Here is a 25670-nt window from a genome sequence, read left to right on the forward strand (position 1 = left end):
GCTCCGTCTCTCTTATCCCGCTGCCGGGATCATGAAGCCGTCAAAGAACTGGCTGAGCGCCTCATGGGCATCCAGTGGCAGAACCTGGGCCACGTGCTGATCCGGACGCACCAGCACCATGCAGCCCTGGCTCCGATCAATACCGCGCATGTCAAAGATATCCTGCCCCGATTTCAGATCCGGGCAGAAGACCTTCTCGTAATCGCGCAGCCCGTAGCGTCCCTTTAGAGGCCGCAGGAGTGAGGGCATGTCCCCCGGCGTCAGGCTGCGGTGCTCCTGCTGCAGCACGGCGCGCAAATCCAGAACGGAATCGATATCTGCCCCCTCTGCCGTGTAGCGTCGTAAGGGTGAGGCAGCGTCGCTTTCCAAATACTGACATAGCGCATCCAAAGCGCCGCCTTCCTGTCCCCGGTCATCGGCCGCGGCAAAGGCGAAGAGACGCCAGCGCCCATCGGCCCGCACCACATGGCCCAGCTGCAGGGGACGCGCATCCGCCAGCCGGATCACCGGCGCCGAATGGAACCGCATGCCCAGAGGAAAACCGCTGGCCAGTGCCTGATGGGTGTCCGCTCCGGTCAGAACCGAGGGCGCGTATTGGATGGCCGTGCCGGCAGTGAACCGCCCATGCCGCACGAAATATTTCTGGAACTCCTCGGGATCGACGCCGCCCTCAGAATCGCCGGTCTTGGGCTTGGCGCTAAACATGCGGGCGAATTCACGGTCGAAATCGATCAGCATCTTTGCTACCCCCTGCCGTTCGGCAGAGTAGCTGTGCAGGATTTCGGGCACCGCCTGCTTGCGCAGGACAGCGGCCAGCTTCCAGCCCAGATTGAACCCGTCGCGCATGGAGACGTTCATGCCCTGCCCCGCCTTGGGACTGTGCGTGTGGCAGGCATCCCCGGCGATGAAGACGCGCGGAAGCTGACTGTCGATGTTTTCGGCCGGAACGTCGTCGAACTTGTCGCACAACCGCTGACCGATCTCATAGACCGACCACCATGCGGTTTCCTTCACCTCTAGGGTATAGGGATGCAGGATCCGCTGCGCCGCCGCGACCAGTTTGTCCAGAGTGATATTGCGGCTGGCGACCCGCTCATCCTCTTTCAGCTTGTCCAACTCGATATAGAGCCGGACCATGTAGCCGCCCTCGCGCGGGATCACCAGAAGGTTGCCCTCTTCCGCCGAATGCACGGTGGCCTTCATGCGGATGTCGGGAAAGTCGGTGACGGCCAGAACATCCATCACGCCCCAGGCCTGATTGGCGGAATCGCCAGTCAGTTTGCGCCCGATCGCCTCGCGCACGCTGCTGCGGGCACCATCGCAGCCCACCACGTATTTTGCACGCAGCTCATGGGTTTCGCCCTCATGGCCGGGCGCGGTGCTTTCCAGCGTCACGGTAACCGGGTACTCCGCGTCCCCGGTCACCGTCAGATCCTTGATGCGCTGGTTATACCAGGGCGCCATCGCCGTGGGCGCATTGGCCATGGTCTCCAGAAAAAAATCATGCACCCGCGCCTGATTGAGGATCACATGGGGGAATTCCGACAAGCCATCCTCGGTATCCTGAATGCGGCCACTGCGGGTGATGCAGCCGGGGTTTTCTGCATCCGGGCGCCAGAACGAGGTTTCATTGACCCAGTAGGCTTCCTTCAGAACCTTCTCGCTGAAGCCAAACGCCTCGAACATCTCCATCGAGCGGCAGGCAATCCCATCCGCCTGCCCCACCTGGATGGGGCCGGCGCGTTGTTCAACGATCCCGGTGCGGATGTCCGAAAACGCAGCCAGCTGGCTGGCAAGCACCAGCCCCGTGGGGCCGGTACCGACAATCAAAACGTCCAGCGTGTCGGGCAACGGCGCCGTATCCCCCCCGTTTTGGGTAAGGTCCGTGTGCACCGCGGGGTCGCCCGGGCGAAATCCGTTCAGGTGATATTGCATGCGCTTTCCTCCACGAGCTCGGCACTTGATAAGCTTACTTACATTTTGAAGGCGCCGCCTGTCAATTATTATATGCATACTTACTTTATGCCGAACAACGTGCCGAAATCCCAAGTGTACGCAGCAGAAAGCGCCCCGCCGGGGTCCCCCAACAGGCCGAATGCAGGCTTTCAATGTCCTTGAAGTGGTGGGTTACCAGCGCTTCAGCGCGTCTTCATCGGCGTCCTTGGCAGCGACCCATTCGGCCTCGCCATCCCGCAGGACCTCTTTCTTCCAAAACGGAGCCCGGGACTTCAGGTAATCCATCAGGAACTCGGCCGCCTCAAAGGCGTCCTTGCGGTGGCGAGCGGCGGTTGCGACCATCATGATACGCTCTCCGGGTTCCAGCCGCCCGTAGCGGTGGATCACCAACGCATCCGCAAGATCCCAGCGCGTCATCGCCTCGGAGGCGATTTTTTCCAGCGCCTTCTGCGTCATGCCGGGATAATGCTCAATCTCCATCGCGGCCATGTCGCCGGTGTCTGCATCGCGCACGACGCCAGTGAATGTCACCACAGCCCCGGCCCCGGCCACTGCATCGGCAAAAGCTTCGGTGACCGACCCAAGATCAAAAGACGCTTCCTGCACCAAAACGCGCATCGCTTAGCCCCCCGTCATCGGCGGGAAAAAGGCTACTTCCCGAACACCCTCAAGCGGGGCATCAAAATCGGAAAGCTCCTGATCCAGCGCCACCCGCAGGGCCGAGATATCGGCAAAAGCTGCCGCATAGCGCGGCTCCCGTGCGCGCAATTCCTCGACCAGATCCGACACGGTTGCCGCCGTGGTTTCAACGCGCTCGCGCGGCAGGCCGATCCGTTCACGCACCCAGGCAAAATACAAGACATCCATCAGCGCGTCTCCTTCAGAAATGGCAGGGCCTTTTTCAGATAGTCGGCCCCGGTGATCAGGGTCAGCGCCGCTGCAATCCACAGCAGCCACAGCCCGATGCGGCCGGTCCAGACCATGCCTTCGAATTTCCACCTGAGGCCGGTTACATCTTCGACCTCTCCTGCAAGGATCTGCCCCAGCAGCTCATCATCCATCCCGAAGGAGGACATCACCAGATAGTGCTCGAACACCCCTTGGCAAAACAGGGTGGCGATGGCCGTCATCTGGGCCGTCGTCTTCCACTTGGCCAGTTTGGTGACCTTCAGCGTGCCAGCCGTATCCCCCAGGTATTCCCGCAGGCCAGAGACGAAAACCTCACGAAACAGGATGACCGTCGCGGGCAGCACCAGCCAGGGAGCCCAATGCTCGGCCGCGTAGCCAACAAGGATCATCAGCGCGATCACCACCATCGCCTTGTCCGCAATCGGATCCAGCATCGCGCCGATCTTGGTCTCCTGCTTCCAGGCACGAGCCAGATAGCCGTCGAACCAATCGGTCACCGCCGCGCCGACAAACAGCAACAGCGCAAACCAGTCCGCAAGCGGACGGCTGAAGTAGAGAAACATGATGGCAAGACCGGGCGCAGCAAGCAGCCGCACGATGGTCAGGATATTGGGCAAGGTCCACGTCATGGACGCACATTATCCGGCTGTTTCACAAGTGGAAAGCAGGCTTAATCAAATTTTGACGTGGTCCGGCAAAGACCGGCCGCGACCAATTGTGTCGCTGCAGATCCGCTGCGCCGGGAATGTGGTCCGATCACCCAACCGAAGTATCCAAAAGTGCGCCCTTCTTTTCACCGTGGTGACTGGAATGATCGAACTTCCGGTGCACCTCGTTCAGGCAATTGCGGTCATCAAAGATATGGATATTGATGGCCCGCATCAGATCTTCCTGAGCAAGCTTAAGAGCTTCCGCCTCGGTCTCTGCCAGACCGCTCCCTTTGAGCTTGTCGAGCTCCTTGGCGATCTTCTCGCATTCCTTCTTGGCCTTGATCAGATGTTCCCCCTCATGCGCGAGGCAACAGGCATAAAAGCGGTACCATTCGATCAGTGCTCGGGGGGACAACCCGCTGACCGAGCGTTTCGGGCAACGCACCGTGGTGTGCAGGGTCAACTTCAGCGTTGAAACCTTGGTCGTGACCTCGAACCAGCCGGTCTTCTTGTCGATCTTTGCCTTGCCATCCGCCACGTATTTGCCCTTGGCGGTCAGGCACTCCAGCTCCGTGGTGGTCAGAAAGGTAACCTTCTTGTTGTCGTTGGGATCCTTTGGTCCCTTGCTCTTGATGCTTTTAGCAATATCCGGCAGCGTCTTTCCGGACACAGAATACGTGTCGTAGGCGACGGGCTTTACGGTCAGGGAAACAGCCATGGCTCCTCCGGGCGGCTAGGGACGCGCGCCCAGAATAGCATGTTTCCCCCCTACCCCAAAATCAGACGCCTAGCCTTGCGCGTGGAAGTGGTCGTAGATCCGCTCTGCCAGCGCCTCGGAAATGCCGTCCACCGCCTTGAGGTCAGCCAGATTGGCGCGGCTCACCGCCTTGGCGCTGCCGAAATGAGCCAGCAGTGCACGTTTCCGGCTGGCGCCGACACCAGCCACCTCATCCAGCGGTGTCGCCCCCATCGCCTTGGCCCGTTTAGCCCGGTGGGTACCGATGGCAAATCTGTGCGCCTCGTCCCGTAGACGCTGGATGAAATAAAGCACCGGATCGTTGCGCTGCAGGGCAAAGGCATTCTCGCCCAGCCGGTGGAACTCTTCCTTCCCGTGGTCGCGATCCACCCCTTTGGCGACGCCGACCATGGGAATATCCTGCACGCCGTGTTCTGCCATGATCTCCGCCACCGCCGACACCTGCCCGGCGCCGCCGTCGATCAGCAGCAGATCCGGCCACAGCCCCTTTTCCCGGTCGGGATCCTCTTTCAGCAAGCGAGAGAACCGGCGGTTCAGCACCTCTTTCATCATGCCAAAGTCATCGCCAGGTGTCAGGTCGTCGCCCTTGATGTTGAATTTGCGATAGGCATTCTTCATCAGCCCCTCGGGGCCCGCGACGATCATGCCACCGACCGCATTGGTGCCCTGGATATGCGAGTTGTCATAGACCTCAATCCGATTTGGCGGACCGTCTAGGCCAAAGGCTTCGGCCAGCCCTTTCAGCAGCTTGGCCTGCGTCGCGCTTTCAGCCATGCGGCGGGCCAGGCTTTCGCGGGCATTGCGCACGGCACCAGCCACCAGTTCAGTCTTTTCACCGCGTTGAGGGACCATCACCTCGACCCGGCGCCCAGCCTTCTCGCTCAGCGCCTGCTCCATCAGATCGCCATTCTCGATATCATCAGACAGGATCAACTGCCGCGGCGGCTCCTTGTTGCTGTAGAACTGGCCAAGGAAGGCCTCCATCACCTCGGCGGGGCTGTTGTCGGCATCGACGCGGGGATAGAAATCCTGATTGCCCCAGTTCTGGTTCGCCCGGATGAAGAAGACCTGAACGCAGGCCTGCCCCCCCTCCATGTGCAGACCGATGACATCCGCCTCGGCCACACCGCGCGGATTGATGCCTTGCGCCGTTTGCACCTGTGTCAGCGCCTTGATCCGGTCGCGCAGGGCGGCCGCGCGCTCGAACTCCATCGCTTCGGAGGCCGCCATCATCTGTTCCGCCAGCTCCTCCTGGATCCTGGTGGAGCGCCCGGACAGGAACCGCTCGGCATCACGGACGCTGGCGGCGTACTCTTCGGCGCTGATTTCCCCGGTACAGGGGGCCGAGCAGCGCTTGATCTGATATTGCAGACAGGGGCGCGTGCGGCTCTCGAACATTGCGTCCGAGCAGTTGCGCAGCAGGAACGCCTTTTGCAGCTGGTTCAGCGTTCGGTTCACCGCGCCTGCGCTGGCAAAGGGTCCGAAATAGCTGCCCTTTTCCTTGCGGGCGCCCCGATGCTTCTTGATCTGCGGATAGGCGTGATCCTTGGACACCAGGATATTGGGAAAGCTTTTGTCATCGCGCAGCAGCACGTTGTACTTCGGCTTCAGCTGCTTGATCAGATTCTGCTCCAGCAGCAGCGCCTCGGTTTCCGTCCGCGTGGTCAGGAACATCATCGAGGTGGTAAGCGCGATCATCCGTTCGATCCGCGGACTATTGCCCGGCCGGGTATAATTCGACACCCGCGCCTTCAGATTGCGCGCCTTGCCCACATAAAGAACCCGGCTGTCGGCATCGAGCATGCGATAAACGCCGGGCGAGGAATCCAGCGTTTTCACATAGCCCTGAATGACGGCATAACCGCTGCGCGGCGGTTCCGCGGGCGATGCATCTGATGTCTGATCAATCATGTCCTGACACATATGATTCTACGCATGCCGCTGCAATGTTTCCCAGCCTGTTTCAAGAGCGGACAAATCCACCACTCCTGTGGATAAGTGTGAAGATATCTTCGGGCTATCCAGCGATTTCCCTTGTTTTCGACCGGTTTTGGAAGAATGCCTAAAATTTAGGCGAATATATAAGATATTGGTTTTGCTTGGAAATTTTTCCGATGCCTGACAAGGTTTTGAAAACAAAGACACTTTTGTAACGGGTTTGTGATCATCGCGCTGGTGGTGCAAAACTTTTCGCAAAGACCGGTCCGGCAGGGGCTATTCAAGCCCGACAACGTCCGGCGTTTCCCAGGCCAGATGCTGCCCGCCATCGACACAGATCAGCTGTCCGGTAACCGCGGGCGCCTCCAGAAGATAGCCTAGTGCGGCCGTGATATCGCCCAGATTGGCGCCCCGCTGCAGCACGGTTCTGGCCCGCTGATCGTTGAACTGCTGCGGGCTCTGGCGCGATCCCTGTAGGGTTGGCCCCGGCCCGATGGCATTGACCCGGATCCGGGGTGCCAGCCCCTGTGCAGCCGTCTGTGTCAGCGTCCAGAGGGCGGATTTTGCCAACGTGTAGCTGCTGAACTCAGGCGTCAGCCGCCGTACCCGCTGATCGATCATGTTGACCACCAGCCCCCAGGCCTGCGGCTCATTGTTCTCATCAAACGGCTGCTCGACCTCTTGTGCGGCCATCGCTTGCATCAGCACGAAGGGAGCACGCAGGTTGCTGCCGAAATGCCGGTCCCAGCTTTCCCGCGTCGCGGTTTCAAAACTGTCATGCTCGAAGATGGAGGCGTTGTTCACAAGGCAGGTGATCGGGCCGCCCAATGCCTTGGCAGCCACAGGCAGTAGTTCTACGGCTTCAGCCTCATACAGAAGATCCGCCTGCACCAGTTCAGCGCGCCGCCCCAGACCTCGTATCGCATCGGCAGTGGCTTTCGCCTCAGCCTCAGAGGTCGCGTAATGGACGGCAACGTCGAACCCCTGCCGGGCCAGTTTCAGGGCCATCGCCTGCCCCAGACGTTTGCCCGCTCCTGTCACCAAAGCCCGCATGGATGCCTCCCTGATTGCCTGCCTGCTTCTGTGGTCAGAGCAGAACCCACAGATAGAGCACATAAAGCCCGGTCAAGAGACCACCCCACCGGCGCGTGATGTCCATCTTGAAAAAGACAAAAGGAAAGATCAGCAGCGAGGCCGCCAGCATCACCCAAAGGTCAAAGCGCAGGAATTCGGGATCGACCGAGATCGGCCCGACAAAGGTTGCCACACCGATGATGGCCAGCAGGTTGAACATGTTGGAGCCGATGACATTGCCCAGCGCGACATCCGCCTGCCGCCGCAGCGCCGCCATGACCGTGGTGGCGAGTTCCGGCAGGGAGGTTCCTATCGCCACCAACGTCAGACCAATAACGGTTTCGCTGATGCCATACATCCGCGCGATGATCGTGGCATTGTCTACAAGCAAATCCGCGCCCAGTGGCAGGCCGACCAGCCCGAGGACAAGGTAGACGCCGATACGCCAGAACGGCATGTCGGGGTCGGCTTCCTCGATCTCTTCCAGATCATCCGCTGCCTCCGCGTTCCCATTCCGGTTGCGCCGGTGTGCCCGTGCCTCGCGGAATGCGCCGCCCAGTACAATCGCCAGCGCCGCCAGCAGGATCAGCCCCGACCACAGGGTGAACACCCCGACAAAAGCCAACGCGATGAACAGCACCGAGGCGATGAGCATGTAAACATAGTTCTCCTGCGTCGCGCATTTGCTGGTATCCAGCCGCATCAGGATGGCAGGCACGCCCAGTACCAGAAGGATATTGGCTGTATTGGATCCTACGACGTTGCCCATCGCAATGCCGTCGGCACCTTCCATAACCGCGCTGATGGCGATCAGAAGTTCCGGCGCCGAGGTACCAAAGGCCACGATGGTTAGACTGACGATCAGGGCCGGAACGCCAAGGCGCAGCGACAGGTTCACCGCCCCGCGCACCAATGCGTCCCCGGCCAGCAGCAGGATCACCAGGCCCAGTCCACAATACAACCAAGGCATCATCGCCGTGGTCCTCCTTTTCCGCAGGCGCAGGGCCCTTTGCCAATCCTAAAGCGTCCGCAGGACGGGCAACGCGCAGATTTCAGCTGCTTGTGCCCGGGCAGCCGGAGCTTTCCGAACATGGCCATAACCGCCATAACAACCAGGAAAATGGAAACGATTTTGAGCAGCACGTCAGAGGCCAAACCGCGCGAATTCCGCGCGTTCCTCAAGGCCACCCAGGGCATCCTGTGCCATCTGCATGCCGAACCGGCTCAGAAACGGGCGTTTCATGCCATAACGGCGGATCCGCACCTTGTCGCCGTAGCGCTGCTTCAGTTTCGGCAGCAGATGCGCGATCCCGTCAATCAGGCCCAGTTCGGTTGCCCGCCGGGCCAGCCAGACCTCGCCGGTGAACAGCGGTTCATCCTTGCTCAGCGCATCGCCGCGACGGCTGGTCACGTGATGGATGAAATTGGTGTGAATGTCGTTCAACAGTCTTTTCAGGCGCGCCACGTCTTCGGGGTTTTCAGGACGGAACGGATCCAGCATCGATTTGCTTTCGCCTGCCGTGTAGACCCGGCGCTCCACCCCCTGACGGGCCAGCAGTACATGGGCACCAAAGCCCGCGGAAATCACGCCGATCGAACCGACGACGGAACTGTCATCTGCCCAGATTTCATCCGCCGCGGCCGCCAGCCAATAACCGCCAGAGGCCGCCACATCCTCGACAAAGGCAATAACGGGGATCTCTTTTTCCTCGGCCAGGCGCCGGATGCGCGCGCCGATCAGCGAACTTTGCACCGGTGAGCCGCCCGGAGAATTGATCTCCAGCGCCACGGCGGCGGGCTTGCCCTTGCTAAAGGCGCGCTCCAGCACAGGGGCCAACGCCGCATCGCTCAGGCTGCCGCGTCCCGGCATTCCGATCGCGCCGGACAGGCGGACCACAGAAACAAGAGGCGGCTTTTTGACAAAGGGTATGCGCAGGATCATGGCGCCGATGTAGAATGCCCCCCGCCCCGAAACAAGGTCCCCGGGGCAGGGAAACGACCGCAAAGGGAAAAAGCACCTGTGCGCAGGCAATTTTGCAACGCACCACCCCGGGCAAACGTCCAAATGTTGCGGCCCGCCTGCCTGCGCTGTATCGCCCAGCGATCAGGACCGGATGCGCCAGCCGGTTTTGAAAATCCACCAGATCACCGCAAGGCACAGGCAGGTAAAACCGCCGATGGCCAAGAGACTGGTCCCCACCGGAACATCTGCGGTGCCAAAGAAGGACCAGCGGAAGCCCGAGATCAGATAGACCACCGGATTGAACATGGTGATTTTCTGCCAGAGCGGCGGCAACATCGAGATCGAGTAGAAAGATCCGCCCAGAAACACCAGCGGCGTCACGATCAGCAGCGGCACCAGTTGCAGCTGTTCAAAATTCTTCGCCCAGATCCCGATGATGAAGCCCAACAGCGCAAAGCTGAGGCAAGTCAGCAGCAGGAACAGCACCATGGCAAGGGGATGCGCGATGGTCAGATCCACGAACAGCGACGCGGTGCACAGGATCACCACCCCGATGAACAGCGCCTTGGTCGCGGCCGCCCCGACATAGCCGAGGACGATCTCAAGGAAATTGATCGGCGCCGACAACAGCTCGTACACCGTGCCGATGAATTTGGGAAAGTAGATCCCGAAGGAGGCATTCGAAATGCTCTGCGTGATCACGCTCAGCATGATCAGCCCGGGCACGATGAAGGCGCCATAGGCGATGCCTTCGACCTGATCGATCCGGCTGCCGATGGCGGCGCCAAAGACCACGAAGTAAAGCGAGGTCGACAGGACCGGCGACAGGAAGCTTTGCATCAGCGTGCGAAAGAAACGCGCCATTTCAAAGCGATATATTGATGCAACCGCCGTCCAGTTCATAACTCTTCTCCCGCGACAAGACCGACAAAGATATCTTCAAGGCTGGATTGGCGTGTCACCACATCTGACAGCACCAGCCCGGCCGCAGCCACATCGTTGAGCAGCGCGGTGATGCCGGTCCGCTCACCCCTTGTGTCGTAGCTGTAGATGAGTGACCGCCCGTCCGCGCCCAGTTCCAGCCCATGTGCTGCCAACGCCTCGGGCACTTCGGTGATCGGCGATGTCAGCTGCACTTCCAGCTGCTTGCGGCCCATCTGCGCCATCAGATCAGCCTTCTCCTGCACCAGCAGGATCTGCCCCTTGGTGATCACCCCGATCCGGTCGGCAATGGCTTCGGCCTCTTCGATGTAATGGGTGGTCAGGATAATGGTGACGCCATCGGCCTTCAGCTCGCGCACCACCTCCCACATGTCCTTGCGCAGTTCCACATCGACACCGGCGGTGGGCTCATCCAGGAACAGCACGCGCGGCTCGTGGCTTAGCGCCTTGGCGATCAGCACCCGGCGTTTCATGCCGCCGGACAATTCCTTGATCTGGCTCTTGCGCTTGTCCCAGAGGGACAGTTTCTTCAGGATCTCTTCAAGCAGCGCGTCATTCTTGGGCTTGCCGAACAGGCCGCGTGAAAACCGCACCGCATTCCAGACCGTTTCAAACGGTTCCAGATTGATTTCCTGCGGCACCAGCCCGATCAGCCGCCGCGCCGCGCGGAACTCTTGCAGGATATCATGCCCGGCGACGGTGACACTGCCTGATGTGGGCGTGGTGATACCGCAGACGGTTGAAATCAAGGTTGTCTTGCCCGCGCCATTCGGCCCGAGCAAGGCAAGGATTTCGCCCTCTTCAATCTCCAGAGAGGCCCCTTTCAGCGCCTCGAACCCACCTTCGTAGGTCTTGCGCAGATCGCGTATAGACAGGATCGCTGACATGGCCTCTCCCCATATTTTCGTTGAGCGCAGGCTATCCAGCCACTGATCCAGCCACCAGTGGTCAGGCGCGCAGTTGCATGTGCGCCAGCGCAGAGAGAAAGGCTACGGCTGCTACGGTCAGGCGCCGATCAGCCGCCCGTCATTTTCTTGAACCAGCCTTTTTTGCCTTCACCCTCTTCGCCGCCATCCTCGGCGCCGTCTTCCCCAGCGTTTTCCGCTTCGGGCGCCAGATGGGTCTGCAGGTTGACGAAGAACTGATCGGCCATCTTCTTGGCAAAGCCGTCGATGATCCGGCTGCCCAGTTGCGCCAGCTTGCCGCCTACCTTGGCCTCGACCTCATAGCTCAGCATGGTGCCGCCATCAGAGGGTTCCAGGCTCACCTTTGCGCCGCCCTTGGCAAATCCGGCCGCGCCACCCTTGCCTTCACCGGCGATGGTCAGCTTTTCGCCCGGAACCAGATCCGACAGGGTCACCTGCCCCTTAAAGGTCGCCTTGACCGGCCCGACCTTCTGGGTAACAGAAGCCTCGAAGCCTTCCTCCGGGGAGCCGGTTACCTCGGTGGCGCCAGGCACGCAGGCTTTCAGCACCTCGGGGTTCAGCAGCGCGGCGTAGACCTCGGTCGGCGGGGCGGCAATTTCCTTCTGATCACTCATCTGCATGGCGGGTCCTCCGTTATGGCCGGGTGTCGGCAGTCTCTTATCCCTTACAGACCTAGCCGCCACCCTGCCGTCTGCCAAGACGGAAGCGTCACGCGGGTGCAAAGGGCACCCCCTGATCACTCCTCTTCGACCGACGCGACCTCAGGTGTCAGATGTTCGACAACCCGGGCGATCACACTGTCATCCCGCAGGATCTTGCCATGTCCCAGCCCCGCGGTCACATGCAACCGCGCCCCCGGCCAGCTGTCCGCCAAGGCACGCCCTTCCGAAGCCGGCACCACACGGTCCGCATTGTCATGCACGATCAGGGACGGTTGCGCCAACCCACGGGCAAGATCGGTGCCGCGCAGCGCATCGAATGGAAGACCATAACGTTTTTCCAGCAGGGTCTGCGCGCCTTTTGCCACCTTCGGCCCAAAGCCCAGAAGCCGAGCGATCTTGCCCAGATAGGCCTCCAGATCCGTCGGCGGCGCCAATAGCGCAACCCGTCGCACCCGGAGGCCCCGCGACAGTGCGGCCACCGTGGCTGCCGCGCCATTGGAGTGGGCGATAATCCCGGTCAACGGCCCCAGATGCGCCGCGACCTCCTCGGTTACCCACAGCATTTCCGGCAACGAACTGCGACGCCCGGGGGCCGCCCCATGGCCGGGCGCATCAAAGGCCACAACCCGGAACCCCGCCTTGACCAGTGGCCCAGCGAAACCGCCCAGCTGCCCGGCCCGGCCCGACATGCCATGCACCAATAGGATGGTCGGCAGCGGCGCCTCGTCCAGGACCCCACGTCCGCGCGGCGTCGCGCGCCATTCATAAAGTGGAATCTCGACCCCCGATTGCAGCCTCAGGGGCCGCGCAGCCGCTGCCAGCAGCCAGTCCCGTTCCCGTTTCGGCAACTTTTGCCGTCTTGGCCGGGTAAACAGCGTCGCCAGCAGCAAAGAAGCTGCTGCCGGAGAAATAGCCTCCAACATGCCCGATGCCCGCTGGAGCATCGCCAGGGCGGGCGGCGGGCGGCGTTTGGGCGTTGCATTCGATGTGACACTGACCATGGCTGGTCCTCCTGATGTCGGCGCGCGGCGGCTGCAGCCCGGGATTTCACGAGGCCTGCGTGGCTGCCGCAATAGTTAGTTCTTATTTGGAACTCATTATCAGTTCCATTTGAGAACCTTGTCAATCCATGCTAGAACTGCCTCATGAAATGGCATGACATGAAAGAGGCCGCCTGCCCGGTGGCACGGGCGATGGGGGTGGTGGGTGACCGCTGGACCCTTTTGATTTTGCGGGAATGTTTCCTGGGTGTGCGCCGGTTCGACGACTTCCAGAAAAGCCTCGGGATCACCCGGCATCTGCTCGCCGAACGGCTGAAACGGCTTGAAGCGATGGGCCTTCTGGAGCGCCGCCCCTATCAGGAACGCCCCCTGCGTCACGAATACCGACTAACCGAATCGGGCAAGGCCTTTGCCCCGGTGATGCTCGCCTTGCAGGACTGGGCGCGCAGCAATCTTCCCAGTGAGGCCCCCTCTCCCCTCTCCTTTATCCTCAGGGACGGCGGCGAGGAGATCGATCCGGTGGTGACCGACCGACACACCGGACAGGAGTTGAACCACCGGACGGTTCTGATGCGCTACCGCGACCCGGCCAAGCCCATCGACTGATACTCTGCACAGCACCTGTGCAAAGAGAGCGGACTGCTTTGGACGACACTTATCTTGACGTCGAGATTCCCACAAAGTATCTCGACGGCGAGACAAAAGGAGTTCACTTATGAAAATCATTCTTTTCGGCGCCACCGGCGATGTCGGAAGCGCGACCCTGCGCGAAGCCGTGAGCCGCGGCCACCACATCACAGCCGTAGCGCGGGATACCGGCCGCCTTGGCAGCCTGCCCTCCAGCGTCGACGCCCTGTCGCTCGACCTTCTCGGCAACCCCGACGCGGCAGCGGATGCCGCAGCCGGACATGATCTGGTAATCAGCGCCCTGCGCCCCGCTGCAGGGCACGAGGGTGACCTGGTTCCCCTAACCCGCGCCGCGCTGAACGCGGCTGCATCAGCGGGGAGTCCCGCGCTGATCACTGGCGGCGCGGCGCTGCTGAAACTGGCAGATGGCAGCGGCCACACGGTTCTGAGCGCCCCCGATTTCCTGCCGGACGCGGTGCGCCCCATCGCGCAGGCCTGCGCCGATCAGGATTCCCTTCTGGAACAGGACACCTCTGCCACCTGGACCTGCCTGCGCCCGCCCGCGATGCTGTTGCCGGGGCCACGGACCGGCCACTATGAATTTGGCACCGATACGCTGGTCACCGACGCAGAAGGCCAGTCGCAGATCACCTATGCGGATTTCGCGGTGGCGATGCTGGATCTTGCCGAAGCGCCTCAAATCGCCCGTCGCCGCCTGACTGCGGCGTGGACGGCGCCCGCACCGGCCATGCAGCCCGGCTGACGCCAAACCACACTCTATTGCGCCGCCGCGCCGTGCCCCCCCGAGGGCATGGCGCCCGGCCGTTACCGGTTGCCCTTCGGGATTTCCTCCTGCCGGGTCCAGTCGTATGTGCCTTCGTCGCGTTCCCGGACCGCCTGTTTCCACCCCTTTTCCTCAGAACGTTCCTTGAAGGCGATGCCTTCCGGCGAATGGCGGGTGATACCGTCGAATACCGTCGCCAGCCGTTGGGTCTGCATCAAACCGGTCTGCTCGATCGCCTGATTGATCACCATCTTCTGCATGGCCAGTTGGTTGATCGGAACCGTGGCCATGCGGGCCGCCATCTCCTCTACCGCATCGTCCAGCTGCTCTGCTGGCACCGCCTTGAGGACCAGCCCCATATCCGCTGCCTCGCGCCCCGAAATCTTGTCACCGGTGAACAGCATCCGCTTGGCCCGCTCGGCGCCAAGGCGATAGACCCACATGGCCGTGGTCGGGCAGCCCCAGACGCGGGCGGGCATGTATCCGATCTGCGCATCCTCGGCCATGATCGTCATATCCGCGCACAGCGCGATATCCGATCCGCCCGCCACGGCAAAACCGTGCACCTTGCAGACCACAGGCTTCACCGCACGCCACATCGACATAAAATGCTGGGTGTTTTCCCACATGAACCGGTAGTCCTTGATGGGGTCCCATGGCATCGGCTGGGTGGCCTCACCCGACCCGTTGCCCTCAGCATAAAAGGTCAGATCGTAACCTGCGCAAAACGCCTCTCCCGCGCCGGAGAGCACCATCACATGCACGCCCGGATCCGCATCTGCGCGCGAGACGGCCGCCGCAAGATCCCGCGGCATCTGGTCGTCGATGGCGTTCATGGCCTCCGGCCGATTCAGCGTGATGCGCGCGATCCGACCGTCTTTTTCATAGGCAACTGTCGTCATCTCTTCCTCCCTCATTTCCTGAGGGAGGAAAGCACGCCCGGAGGCTAAGACCTAGCCGTGCGAACGCGACGTCAGTAGGGCAGACCCACATAATTTTCGGCGAGCGAAGCCTGCGCCGCATCCGAAGAGAACAGGTAATCGAGATCGGTACACTGCAGGCGCTGATCCACTTCCTGCGCATCCGGGAAGAGATGCAGCAGGTTGGTCATCCACCAGCTGAACCGCTCTGCCTTCCAGACGCGGGCCAGTGCCTTTTCCGAGTAGCCATCCAGCCCGGCGCTGTCGCCATTGAGGTAGTGATCCATAAAGCCATGGTAGAGATAGTAGATATCCGACGCCGCCGAATTCAGCCCCTTGGCCCCGGTGGGCGGCACGATATGCGCCGCATCCCCGGCCAGGAACAGATTGCCATAGCGCATCGGCTCGGCCACGAAACTGCGCAGCGGCGCGATGGATTTCTCGATCGACGGGCCGGTTTCCAGACCAGCGGCCACATCCTCAGGCAGGCGACGCTTCAGCTCTTCCCAGAAAGCATCATCCGACCAGTCCTCGGGCTTGTCCGTCAGCGGCACCTGAATGTAATAGCGGCTCAGCACCTGGCTGCGCATCGAGCAAAGCGCAAAGCCGCGCTCGTGACGGGCATAGATCAGCTCGGGCGAGACGGGTTTGGTTTCCGACAGGATTCCCAGCCAGCCAAAGGGATAGACCTTTTCGTATTCCTTCAGCACATCGCCGGGAATAGATTTGCGGCTGACCCCGTGGAACCCGTCGGCGCCGACGATGAAATCGCAGTCAATTCGGTGCTCGGATCCGTCTTTTTCGTAGGTGACATAGGGGCTTTCGGACTTCAGATCATGCGGCTGCACATTGGCGGCCTCGTGAATGACGGCCCCATCCATGGCATCGCGGGCGGCGTATAGATCGCGCGTCACCTCGGTCTGGCCATAGACCATGACCGTGGCGCCATCTGCGTATTTTTCCAAATCGATACGATCGCTGCGCCCCTGGTGGGCGATATAGAAACCTTCGTGCACCTCGCCTTCGGCATCCATGCGCTCTCCGCAGCCTGCCTCGCGCATCAGATTGACGAAACCATGCTCCAGCACACCTGCCCGGATCCGGCCCAACACATAGTCGCGGGATTGCCGTTCCAGTACGATGCTATCGATCCCCTTGCGGTGCAACAGCTGCGACAACAGCAGGCCCGAAGGACCGCCTCCGATGATTGCGACTTGGGTTTTCTGCACGGTCATAAGCGCGTCTCCGTTTCATGGTGACGGGCAATATGACGCGGGGTCCGGGTTTTGCGAATGGACCATGCGCGCAAGTTCTTGTACATTTCGCACATGACCAGCGCTCTTCAGATCCGCAGCTACAACCTGTTCGGGGAAACCGATGAACTGGCGGACGTGCTGCATGTGGAGACGATCCGCTCCCGCTCCGAGCAGCATGATTGGCAGCTGTCACCGCACCGGCACGCCCGGCTGCATCAGGTCCTGTTCATGACCAGTGGCGGCGGCGTGGTGGATCTGGACGGCGACGCCCATAGCCTGCCCGCCCCCTGTTTCGTCAATATCCCGCGCGGGGTTGTTCACGGTTACACGTTCGAACCAGAGACCAGCGGCTGGGTTGTCACCCTGCCCTCAGACCTTGTTGATCATTGCATCCGCAGCGGCGAAGGCGTGCGCGGCCCGCTGGATCATGCCTGCGTTTTGCCGCTGCCGCCCGACCTGCGCAGCATGGCCGAAACGCTTTATCAGGAATACCACGGCCAGAATTTTGCCCGCGCTCAGCTGCTGCGTTCGCTCGCCGGAACTCTCACCGCCCTTGTCGCCCGCCATATTCACACTGCTGAGGGCGGCGACCGTCAGAATGGTGGCAACCCGATCTTTTCCCGCTTTGAAACCCTCGTGGAGCAACATTTCCGCAGCCGCCGCCCGCTGGCGGAGTATGCACGCGATCTCGCCGTCTCCCCGACCCATCTGAACCGGATCGTGCATCAGGTCACGGGCCAGTCCGCATCGCATCTGGTGAATGAACGCATGCTGCGCGAAGCCCGGCGGATGCTGCTCTATACGTCGCTCAGCGCGGCGCAGATCGCCTATGATCTTGGGTTCAGCGATCCCGCCCATTTCAGCCGCGTCTTCACCAAGGGCACCGGCATGCCGCCGCGCGCCTTTCGCAAACAATTGGGCGACAGCGCCTGACACCGATCAGCGCTTGCTGCCCCCGGCGCCTGGCAGCAAACCATTCAGGATCATTGCAAGATACTGTTCGGCAATTTCTTCGTGGGGAACCGGCCGGTCAGTGCGGTTCCAGAAAGGGATCCAGTTCAGCGCGCCAAACACCCCGGCCGCCACAAGACGCGGATCACAATGGCGGATGACGCCTTCGCGAATACCCTTCTCAATCAGCATCCGCAGCTGAAAATCCACCCGCGCCTTACCCTCGTGCAGGGCCTCGCGCCGCTCGGGCGACAGGCTGTGCGCCCGCACCATGGCCAGGCTGGCGCCAAGATCGGTGGACACCCACTCGCAATAGCCGCGGATCAGTCGCGAAATCCGCTCTGCCACTGGCAGACTGTCATCGCGGCTGATCTCCATCACCTCGCCCAGGAATTCCAGGCTCAGCTGGTGGCAACCGAACAGGATGTCCTCCTTGCTTTGCACATAATAGTAGATCGTGCGCTTGGTGATGTTGAGCGCGGCAGCGATATCCTCAAGCGAGGTCTGCTCATAACCCTGATCGTTAAACAGCCGCGCACCGGCCATCAGCACTGCGCGGCGCTTGATCTCGCGCTGCGCACTGCGGCTGTCTGCCGTTTTCGTCCAGGTTTTATTGCCCATCGTCGCTCTTCCCCCGGCCTGCCCCATACAAGGTCTGACCTATTGACGCCCGGTAATTACACTCATGAGTTACACTCTTCTTGACAGTTTGCCCAGCCCGAACCGAAAGTAACCCGGAAGTGTAATTCCGACTCGCGCAAGGGAGAGAGCCAATGTCTGCACATGTGATGGTTGCCGGGGTGGGTATGACCAAATTCGCCAAACCCGGCCAGAATGAACCCTATACCGAAATGGGCGCTGCCGCCGTGCGCGATGCGCTGCAGGATGCGGGCCTGCCCTATGACGCCGTGCAGCAGGCCTATGCGGGCTATGTCTATGGGGACAGCACCTGTGGCCAGGCGGCGCTCTACAAGGTTGGCATGACCGGAATTCCGGTGATGAACGTCAACAACAACTGCTCGACCGGATCGACCGCCCTGTTCATGGCGCGTCAGGCGGTGGAATCGGGTGTTGTCGATGTGGCGCTGGCGCTTGGCTTTGAACATATGAAACCCGGCGCACTGACCTCGCACTGGGATGACCGGCCCAGCCCGTTTGATGCCTTTGACGCGGAAACCGACGATCTGGTCGGCCAGCCCGAGATCCCGCTGGCGCTGCGCTATTTCGGCGGTGCGGGCAAGTCGCACATGGAGAAATACGGCTCCACCATGCTGGACCTCGCGCGCATCCGCGCCAAGGCGAGCCGCCATGCGGTGAACAACCCGCTGGCCCTGTTTCGAAATGAGCTGTCGCCCGAGGATGTGCTGGAAAGCCCCACCATCTGGGAAGGCGTGATGACCCGCCTCATGGCCTGCCCGCCCACCTGTGGCGCGGCGGCCGCAGTGGTGGTCAGCGAGGCCTACGCCAAGAAGCACGGGCTGAACAGCAATGTGCGCATCGTGGGTCAGGCGATGACAACCGATTACGCCAGCACCTTTGACGCCCACGACATGATGAAGGTGGTGGGCTATGACATGACCGCCGCGGCCTCTAAACAGGTGCAGGAGCAGACCGGCATCGGCATTGAAGACGTCGATGTGGTCGAACTGCATGACTGTTTCGCCCATAACGAGATGATCACCTACGAAGGTCTGGGCCTCTGCCCCGAAGGCGGCGCATCCAAATTCATCGCCGATGGCGACAACACCTATGGCGGTAAATATGTGACCAACCCCTCGGGCGGGCTTTTGTCCAAGGGACATCCCCTTGGCGCGACCGGCCTTGCGCAATGTTACGAGCTGACCCGCCAGCTGCGCGGCACCGCAGGCAGCACGCAGGTGAAGGGTGCCCGCACCGCGCTGCAGCACAATCTTGGTCTTGGCGGCGCCTGTGTCGTCACCATGTATCAGGCGCAGTGAGGCAGCGATGATCGACACCTCATACATCGGCCATGTCACTGAACCTTTCGAGGTGACGGTGGAACAGGGGCGGCTGCGGGATTTTGCCCGCGCCACCGGCCAAAGCGACCGTATCTATTTCGACAGGGATGTGGCGCAGGCGGTAGGCTATCGCGGCGTTCTGGCGCCGCCCACATACCTGTTCTCGCTGGATCTGGACCGCGAAGATTCGTTCTACTTCATCACGCTCTTGAATATCGACATTGCCAAGGTCCTGCATGGCGAGCAGGCCTTCACCTATGGCGCGCCGATCTGTGCCGGGGACACCGTGACGCTGGTGAGCGAGGTCACCGATATCTACGCCAAGAAGGGCGGCGCCATGGAATTCGTGCATCTGAAGACCACGGCGACCAACCAGCTGGGTGAAAACGCAGGCAGCATGACCCGCACAGTGATCGTGAGGCATCCGCAATGACCATGCCAACCTATGCAGAGATCGAGGTGGGCGATCAGCTGCCGCCCCTCACCACCAAGGAGATCACCCGCACCACGCTGGCGCTGTTCGCCGGCGCCTCGGGCGATCACAACCCGATCCACATCGACATCGATTTCGCGAAACGCGCAGGCATGCCGGACGTCTTTGCCCACGGCATGCTGAATATGGCCTATCTGGGCCGCCTGTTGACGGGTTGGGTACCGCAATCGGCCTTGCGCGAAGTCACCACCCGGTTTGTATCGATCACCCAGATTCACGCGGTGATCACCTGCACCGGCAAGGTGGTGGAAAAACGCGACGGCAATCTGGTGGCGCTTGAGATTGAGGCTGCCGATCAGAACGGTGAGGTCAAACTGGCCGGGACCGCCCTGATTGAGCTGCCATAACGACAAAGGACACTGAAGAGATGAGCAAACTTGCAGGCAAGACCGCCTATGTCACTGGCGCCGGACGCGGTATCGGCCGTTCCATCGCGCTGAAACTGGCCGAGGACGGCGCCAATGTGGTGCTGAACGATCTGGACGCGGAACCCGCAAACGCCGTCGTTGCCGAGATCGAAGCGATGGGCCGCAAGGCGCTGGCCATTCCCGGATCAGTCACGGCGGCAGGCTTTGCCGATGATTTTATCCAGGCCGGGATCGACAAGTTCGGCAGCATCGACATCATCGTCAACAATGCCGGCTACACTTGGGACAGCTTCATCGGCAAGATGAGCGACGAACAGTTCGATGCCATGATCGACGTGCATCTGAAGGCGCCCTTCCAGATCCTGCGCGCGGCGTCGCCCTTTATCACGCAAGCCGCAGCAGCCGAGGCTGCCGAGGGGCGCGAGGTCTTCCGCAAGGTGGTAAATATCTCGTCGATTTCGGGCACCGGTGGCAATCCCGGACAGGCGAACTATTCCGCCGCGAAATCCGGCGTCATCGGCCTGACCAAGACGATGGCCAAGGAATGGGGCCGCTTCAAGGTAAACGTCAACGCGGTGGCCTTTGGCATGATCTCCACCCGCCTGACAGAGGCCACGGACGAAAAGAAATCGATCGAGGTCGAGGGCAACAAGATCGGCATCGGGATCCCCAAGAAACTGGTGCAGGGCATGGAGATGATGATCCCCGTGGGCCGTGCGGGCACGCCGGAAGAGGCGGCGGGCGGCGTCTACCTCTTCTGCATCCCCGAAAGCAACTACGTCTCGGGCCAGACCCTGATCGTGGGCGGTGGCCTGTCCGGCACCTGACCCACGCCACACTCTGAAACAGCGCACAGGCCCGCCCCACACCGGGGCGGGAGTTACTACGGGAGACGACATAAATGCTGGAAGGTACCCGCATCATCGAGGTCGAAGGCCTTGGCCCCGGCCCATTCGCCGCGATGACACTGGCCGATATGGGCGCCGATGTGATCTGCATCCACCGCAAGGGCGGCGGCGTCACCCCGGGCATGCCGGAGCGTTCTGTACTGGACCGCGGCAAGCGCTCGATTGAGCTGGACCTGAAGGATTCCGAAGACATCAAGACCTTCATGGCGCTGGTGGAAACCGCCGACGGGTTGATCGAAGGTTTCCGCCCTGGTGTGATGGAAAAGCTCGGCATCGGCCCCGAGGCCTGCCATGCGGTGAACCCGGCCCTTGTCTTTGGCCGCATGACCGGCTGGGGACAGGACAGTACCCTGTCCCATGCGGCAGGGCATGACCTCAACTACATCTCCCTGTCCGGCGCGCTTTGGTATGGATCAAATCCCGGCGATGCGCCGCTGACACCGGCCACGCTGGTCGGCGACATCGGTGGTGGTGCCATGTATCTGGTGGCGGGTATGCTCGCCGGTATCCTGCGCGCCCGCACCAGCGGCGAAGGCTGCGTCGTCGATGCGGCGATCTATGACGGCTCGGCCCATATGATGAACCTGTTGATGAGCATCCGTCAGGCCGGGAACTTTGGCGATGCGCGCGGGCAGAATCTGCTTGATGGCCCGCACTGGAGCCGCACCTACGCCTGCGCCGATGGCGGCTTCATGTCGGTGCAATGCCTGGAACCGAAATTCTATGCCCAGTTCCTGTCATTGCTGGATCTTGCGGAGGATACCGAATTCCAGCGTCAGTTTGACAAATCACTCTGGCCCGCGCTGACCGGGCGTCTGGCCGGTATCTTTGCCAGCCAGCCCCGCGATCACTGGGCAGGTATTTTTGAGGGCACCGATGCCTGCGTCGCGCCTGTTCTCAGCCCCGGCGAGGCGCTGACCCATCCTATGAACGCCCGCGGCACCTGGGTCGAGGCACATGGCGCGCTTCAGGCCGCCCCCGCCCCGCGGTTCTCTGATGCGGGCGACTGGACAGCGCCCGAAAGCCCAGCACGGGGGCAGCACGCGACCGAAATTCTGACCGAACTGGGCCGAAAGAAGGACTGATCCGATGACCGCGCATAGCTCCCCCTGGATGACGGACGAACTGGCGATGCTGCAGGACAGCTGCCGCAGTTTTTTCACCGCCGAGATGACCCCGCACGAGGAACGCTGGCAGAAGCAGGGCCATATCGACCGGGAGTTCTGGAACAAGGCCGGGGAATTCGGCCTCCTCTGCGCATCGGTCCCCGAGGAATACGGCGGCATGGGCGGCGATTTCCGGCACGAGGCGGTAATCACCACCGAACAGTTCCGCGCCGCCGGGTTTTCCGGCTTTGGCAATTCCGTCCATAGCCAGATCTGCGCGGGATATATCCTTGATTATGGCACCGAAGATCAGAAACAGCGGTGGCTGCCCAAGATGGCCAGCGGCGAAATGGTCTGCGCCATCGCCATGACCGAACCCGGCACCGGGTCGGACCTGCAGAACATCAAGACAAACGCCCTGCGCGACGGCAACGATTACGTGCTGAACGGCTCCAAAACCTTCATCACCAATGGTCAGCAGGCGGATCTGATCATCGTTGTCTGCAAAACCGATACCACGCAGGGCGCCAAGGGGATCTCGCTTCTAGTGGTGGAAACCGAGGGCGCCGAAGGCTTTGCACGGGGTCGCAACCTCGAAAAGCTGGGCCTCAAGAGCCAGGACACCTCAGAATTGTTCTTTGACGATGTGCGCGTGCCGCCCGAGAACCTGCTCGGCGGGGTCGAAGGCAAAGGGTTTTACCAGCTGATGAAGGCCCTGCCGCAGGAACGGCTGGTGATCGCGCTTGGCGCCGCCGCTGTGATCGAAAAAGCGCTGGAAGACACCATCGCCTATACCTCGGAGCGGCGCGCCTTTGGTCAGGCGCTGATCGAAATGCAGAACACCCGGTTCAAACTGGCCGAGGCGAAAACCATCGCCCATATCGCCCGGGTATTCCTGGATGACTGCGTCGCCAAGCACCTGCGCGGAGAGCTGGACGCCGCCACCGCGTCAATGGCGAAATGGTGGGTGACGCAGATGCAATGCGATGTGGTGGACGAATGCCTGCAACTGCACGGCGGCTATGGCTACATGCTGGAGTACCCAATCGCCAATATGTACGCCGATGCCCGCGTGCAGAAAATCTATGGCGGGTCGAACGAGATCATGAAAGAACTGATCGCCCGCACTCTGACAGAATAAGGGCTAAAGCGCTGGCTCAGCCGTCCTTCTGGGCGGCTGCGGCCTTCTTCATGCGGGCCAGCAACTCTGCCTTGGTTTCGCGCTTGCTGTAGGGGTTCTTGTCGGTGCCCTTGGCGTTATGCTCGCTGTGGCGGGGTTCGTTGCGGCCGGGTTTCTGGCCGCCTTGTTTGCTGTAATCCATTACTCTCGCTCACATATTGATTGGCAGAACGCGACGCACGATCAGGCTTCGCGAACCGTATCGATCATCAGCTGCACATTGTCCGGGTCGGCGTCCGGGGTGATCCCGTGGCCAAGGTTGAAGATATGCGGGCCGCCGCGCAGGGCGTTGACGATGCGGCGGGTGTCATCGATCAGATCCTGACCACCGGTCACCATATGGCGCGAAGCCAGGTTACCCTGCACGCAGCCGTCAATCTGCACATGTTCAGCGACCCATTCCGGGGTCACCGAATTATCCACCGCTACGCAATCGACACCTGTTGCCTTGGCAAAACCGATATACTTATCGCCCGCCTCACGCGGGAAACCGATGACCGGGATGCCGGGATGACGCTCTTTCAGCGCTGCTGTGATCTGGCGGCAGGGTTCCAGCGCATACTTCTGGAAATCCTCGCCCTTAAGGGATCCCGCCCAGCTGTCGAAGATCTTCACCACTTCGGCGCCCGCCTCGATCTGTTTCGACAGGTAATCGATGGTGGCCTCGGTGATGCGCGCCAGAAGCGCCTCGAACAGGGCCCGGTTTTCGGCCTTCAGCGCATGGGCCGGTCCCTGATCCGGCGTGCCGCGTCCCGCGATCATATAGGTCGCAACGGTCCAGGGCGCCCCGGCAAACCCAATCAGAGCCGTCTCGCTGGGCAATTCCTGTTTCAAAATGCGCAAGGTGTCGTAGATCGGGTTCAGCGTCTCGTGGATGTCGCTGACCGGGCCAAGCTTGGCAAAATCCGCATCGGTGGTGATGGTCGACAGGCGCGGCCCTTCGCCGGTGACGAACCACAGATCCGCGCCCAGCGCCTGCGGCACCAACAGGATATCGGCAAACAGGATCGCCGCATCGAACCCATAGCGGCGGATCGGTTGCAGGGTGACCTCGGCTGCCAGTTCGGAATTGTAGCACAGCGACAGGAAATCCCCGGCCTGAGCCCGCGTCGCACGGTATTCCGGCAGATAGCGGCCCGCCTGACGCATCATCCAGATCGGCGGCACATGCTGTTTTTCGCCTGCCAATGCGCGCAGCAGTTTCTTCTGTTCGGCCATGGGATTCCTCGCTTCTCTCTTGGGTACTGAGGTCTAGGCTGAGCGGCAAATTGTCAAGGGTGGTGAGGCCGATGCTTGTCACGGCATAATGTCGCGAATAAAGGTTCTGACATGACACAGAACCTGCCCTCCCCCGCTTCGCCCCTGAAGATCGGCACCCGTGGCTCGCCGCTGGCCCTGGCTCAAGCCCATGAGACGCGCGACCGTCTGGCCGCCGCGTTCGAGCTGCCGCAGGAGGCCTTCGAGATCGTCGTCATCAAAACCACCGGTGACAATCAGGCGCTGATCGCAGCGGACCGCCCGCTGAAGGAGATCGGCAACAAGGGCCTGTTCACCAAGGAAATCGAAGAAGCGATGCTGACCGGCGCCATCGACATCGCGGTGCATTCGATGAAGGACATGCCAGTGGCGCAGCCTGTGGGTCTGGTGCTGGATTGCTACCTGCCGCGCGAAGACGTGCGCGATGCTTTCATCTCCCCGAGCCTGTCCTCGATCACCGAACTGGCGCCGGGCTCTGTCGTGGGCACCTCCTCGCTGCGCCGCCGCGCGCAATTGCTGAACCGCCGCCCCGATCTGAAAGTGGTGGAGTTCCGCGGCAACGTGCAGACCCGCCTGAAGAAACTCGACGACGGCGTGGCCGAATGCACCTTCCTGGCGATGGCCGGGTTGAACCGTCTGGCGATGGAGAACGTGCCCGCAACCGGCATCGACACGGACGACATGCTGCCCGCCGTGGCGCAGGGCGCCATTGGCATCGAACGGCGCGCAGATGACAGCCGCGCGGGCGATATGCTTGCGGCCATCCATGATACAGAGACCGCACAGCGCCTTGCGGCCGAGCGCGCCTTTCTGGCGGCTCTGGACGGGTCTTGCGAAACGCCCATCGCGGGTCTTGCGGAGCTTGACGGCACCACCCTGCGCCTGCGCGGCGAAGTGCTGCGCCCCGATGGCTCCGAAGCCCTTCAGGACGCGCAAACCTGCGCGATCGAGGACGGACCGGAGCTGGGCCGTGACATGGCGGCAAAACTGCTGGAGCAGGCCGGGGAAGGTTTCTTCGACTGGCGCGGCTGACCGCCCCGCCCCGGACCTGACGCCACGGTTT

Annotated in this window: 28 protein-coding genes; 10 read left to right on the forward strand and 18 right to left on the reverse strand. The window is 61.6% G+C overall.

The window, feature by feature from the left end:
* Positions 1–12: 12 nt before the first annotated feature.
* The 13 genes from C6W91_RS04185 to C6W91_RS04245 all read right to left on the reverse strand — a co-directional run bounded on the left by C6W91_RS04185 (position 13) and on the right by C6W91_RS04245 (position 12778).
* Positions 13–1935 (reverse strand): FAD-binding monooxygenase, encoded by a 1923-nt coding sequence (locus C6W91_RS04185; RefSeq protein ID WP_274866735.1) that lies wholly within the window; start codon positions 1933–1935, stop codon positions 13–15.
* A gap of 192 nt (positions 1936–2127) precedes the next feature.
* Entirely contained in the window at positions 2128–2574 is a 447-nt protein-coding gene (locus C6W91_RS04190) for a molybdenum cofactor biosynthesis protein MoaE (protein ID WP_065271243.1), read from the reverse strand.
* A 3-nt stretch (positions 2575–2577) separates the two neighbouring features.
* Positions 2578–2823, reverse strand: coding sequence for a molybdopterin converting factor subunit 1 (moaD, locus tag C6W91_RS04195; protein WP_065271244.1), 246 nt, complete (start codon positions 2821–2823; stop codon positions 2578–2580).
* Positions 2823–3494 (reverse strand): CDP-diacylglycerol--glycerol-3-phosphate 3-phosphatidyltransferase, encoded by a 672-nt coding sequence (gene pgsA / locus C6W91_RS04200; protein ID WP_065271245.1) that lies wholly within the window; start codon positions 3492–3494, stop codon positions 2823–2825. The genes moaD and pgsA overlap by 1 nt, the downstream gene beginning before the upstream one ends.
* Before the next feature lie 127 nt (positions 3495–3621).
* On the reverse strand, positions 3622–4233 hold the full coding sequence (locus C6W91_RS04205; RefSeq protein ID WP_274866736.1) for a DUF922 domain-containing protein: 612 nt from the start codon (positions 4231–4233) through the stop codon (positions 3622–3624).
* A gap of 69 nt (positions 4234–4302) precedes the next feature.
* Complete coding sequence (gene uvrC / locus C6W91_RS04210) at positions 4303–6183, reverse strand: excinuclease ABC subunit UvrC (RefSeq protein WP_274866737.1); 1881 nt, start codon at positions 6181–6183, stop codon at positions 4303–4305.
* Between the two features lie 303 nt (positions 6184–6486).
* Positions 6487–7326 (reverse strand): SDR family oxidoreductase, encoded by an 840-nt coding sequence (locus C6W91_RS04215; RefSeq protein ID WP_274834845.1) that lies wholly within the window; start codon positions 7324–7326, stop codon positions 6487–6489.
* Complete coding sequence (locus C6W91_RS04220; RefSeq protein ID WP_274866738.1) at positions 7298–8257, reverse strand: calcium/sodium antiporter; 960 nt, start codon at positions 8255–8257, stop codon at positions 7298–7300. Before C6W91_RS04220 ends, C6W91_RS04215 begins: the two co-directional genes overlap by 29 nt.
* Before the next feature lie 171 nt (positions 8258–8428).
* Entirely contained in the window at positions 8429–9226 is a 798-nt protein-coding gene (locus C6W91_RS04225; RefSeq protein WP_065271249.1) for a S49 family peptidase, read from the reverse strand.
* Positions 9227–9388: 162 nt separating this feature from the next.
* On the reverse strand, positions 9389–10150 hold the full coding sequence (locus C6W91_RS04230) for an ABC transporter permease (protein ID WP_274866739.1): 762 nt from the start codon (positions 10148–10150) through the stop codon (positions 9389–9391).
* Complete coding sequence (locus tag C6W91_RS04235; protein ID WP_274866740.1) at positions 10147–11076, reverse strand: ABC transporter ATP-binding protein; 930 nt, start codon at positions 11074–11076, stop codon at positions 10147–10149. The genes C6W91_RS04230 and C6W91_RS04235 overlap by 4 nt, the downstream gene beginning before the upstream one ends.
* Positions 11077–11204: 128 nt before the next feature.
* Positions 11205–11735 carry a CoxG family protein gene (locus tag C6W91_RS04240; protein WP_065271252.1) on the reverse strand — a complete coding sequence of 177 codons (531 nt, stop codon included), beginning with the start codon at positions 11733–11735 and terminating at the stop codon, positions 11205–11207.
* Positions 11736–11851: 116 nt separating this feature from the next.
* Positions 11852–12778 (reverse strand): alpha/beta hydrolase, encoded by a 927-nt coding sequence (locus tag C6W91_RS04245; protein WP_274866741.1) that lies wholly within the window; start codon positions 12776–12778, stop codon positions 11852–11854.
* A gap of 144 nt (positions 12779–12922) precedes the next feature.
* Between C6W91_RS04245 and C6W91_RS04250 the strand changes: the two genes are divergently transcribed.
* Together C6W91_RS04250 and C6W91_RS04255 are read left to right on the forward strand one after the other, a co-directional pair.
* Positions 12923–13384 (forward strand): helix-turn-helix domain-containing protein, encoded by a 462-nt coding sequence (locus C6W91_RS04250; RefSeq protein ID WP_274866742.1) that lies wholly within the window; start codon positions 12923–12925, stop codon positions 13382–13384.
* A 109-nt stretch (positions 13385–13493) separates the two neighbouring features.
* Positions 13494–14168, forward strand: a complete 675-nt coding sequence (locus tag C6W91_RS04255) for an NAD(P)-dependent oxidoreductase (RefSeq protein ID WP_274866743.1) — start codon at positions 13494–13496, stop codon at positions 14166–14168.
* 62 nt (positions 14169–14230) lie between these two features.
* On the opposite strand, the gene C6W91_RS04260 is transcribed toward C6W91_RS04255, so the two are convergent.
* Positions 14231–15106, reverse strand: coding sequence for a crotonase/enoyl-CoA hydratase family protein (locus C6W91_RS04260; RefSeq protein ID WP_274866744.1), 876 nt, complete (start codon positions 15104–15106; stop codon positions 14231–14233).
* A 56-nt stretch (positions 15107–15162) separates the two neighbouring features.
* Complete coding sequence (gene pobA, locus C6W91_RS04265) at positions 15163–16344, reverse strand: 4-hydroxybenzoate 3-monooxygenase (protein WP_274866745.1); 1182 nt, start codon at positions 16342–16344, stop codon at positions 15163–15165.
* Positions 16345–16437: 93 nt separating this feature from the next.
* Between pobA and C6W91_RS04270 the strand changes: the two genes are divergently transcribed.
* Positions 16438–17298 (forward strand): helix-turn-helix domain-containing protein, encoded by an 861-nt coding sequence (locus C6W91_RS04270; protein ID WP_274866746.1) that lies wholly within the window; start codon positions 16438–16440, stop codon positions 17296–17298.
* A 6-nt stretch (positions 17299–17304) separates the two neighbouring features.
* Here C6W91_RS04270 and C6W91_RS04275 read toward each other — a convergent pair whose 3' ends face one another.
* A complete protein-coding gene (locus C6W91_RS04275; protein ID WP_065271258.1) occupies positions 17305–17937 on the reverse strand; it encodes a TetR/AcrR family transcriptional regulator in 633 nt (210 codons plus the stop codon).
* 152 nt (positions 17938–18089) lie between these two features.
* On the opposite strand from C6W91_RS04275, the gene C6W91_RS04280 reads away from it, so the two are divergent.
* From C6W91_RS04280 to C6W91_RS04305, 6 genes are all read left to right on the forward strand, one after another.
* Positions 18090–19274 carry a lipid-transfer protein gene (locus C6W91_RS04280; RefSeq protein ID WP_274866747.1) on the forward strand — a complete coding sequence of 395 codons (1185 nt, stop codon included), beginning with the start codon at positions 18090–18092 and terminating at the stop codon, positions 19272–19274.
* Between the two features lie 7 nt (positions 19275–19281).
* Positions 19282–19728, forward strand: a complete 447-nt coding sequence (locus C6W91_RS04285; RefSeq protein WP_274866748.1) for a MaoC family dehydratase N-terminal domain-containing protein — start codon at positions 19282–19284, stop codon at positions 19726–19728.
* Positions 19725–20135 (forward strand): MaoC family dehydratase, encoded by a 411-nt coding sequence (locus C6W91_RS04290; RefSeq protein WP_370570460.1) that lies wholly within the window; start codon positions 19725–19727, stop codon positions 20133–20135. The genes C6W91_RS04285 and C6W91_RS04290 overlap by 4 nt, the downstream gene beginning before the upstream one ends.
* Positions 20136–20155: 20 nt before the next feature.
* Entirely contained in the window at positions 20156–20983 is an 828-nt protein-coding gene (locus C6W91_RS04295; RefSeq protein WP_065271262.1) for an SDR family NAD(P)-dependent oxidoreductase, read from the forward strand.
* 74 nt (positions 20984–21057) lie between these two features.
* Complete coding sequence (locus C6W91_RS04300; protein WP_274866750.1) at positions 21058–22149, forward strand: CaiB/BaiF CoA-transferase family protein; 1092 nt, start codon at positions 21058–21060, stop codon at positions 22147–22149.
* 4 nt (positions 22150–22153) lie between these two features.
* On the forward strand, positions 22154–23311 hold the full coding sequence (locus tag C6W91_RS04305) for an acyl-CoA dehydrogenase family protein (protein WP_274866751.1): 1158 nt from the start codon (positions 22154–22156) through the stop codon (positions 23309–23311).
* A gap of 16 nt (positions 23312–23327) precedes the next feature.
* Here the strand turns inward: C6W91_RS04305 and C6W91_RS04310 are convergent, their stop codons facing one another.
* Positions 23328–23492, reverse strand: a complete 165-nt coding sequence (locus C6W91_RS04310) for a hypothetical protein (RefSeq protein ID WP_165832675.1) — start codon at positions 23490–23492, stop codon at positions 23328–23330.
* A gap of 41 nt (positions 23493–23533) precedes the next feature.
* Positions 23534–24568, reverse strand: a complete 1035-nt coding sequence (hemE, locus tag C6W91_RS04315; protein WP_274866752.1) for a uroporphyrinogen decarboxylase — start codon at positions 24566–24568, stop codon at positions 23534–23536.
* A 111-nt stretch (positions 24569–24679) separates the two neighbouring features.
* Between hemE and hemC the strand changes: the two genes are divergently transcribed.
* Positions 24680–25639, forward strand: a complete 960-nt coding sequence (gene hemC / locus C6W91_RS04320; RefSeq protein ID WP_274866753.1) for a hydroxymethylbilane synthase — start codon at positions 24680–24682, stop codon at positions 25637–25639.
* Positions 25640–25670: the final 31 nt, after the last annotated feature.

The sequence above is a fragment of the Phaeobacter sp. SYSU ZJ3003 genome (genome assembly GCF_041300735.1).
Classification (GTDB): Bacteria; Pseudomonadota; Alphaproteobacteria; order Rhodobacterales; family Rhodobacteraceae; genus Phycobacter; species Phycobacter gallaeciensis_A.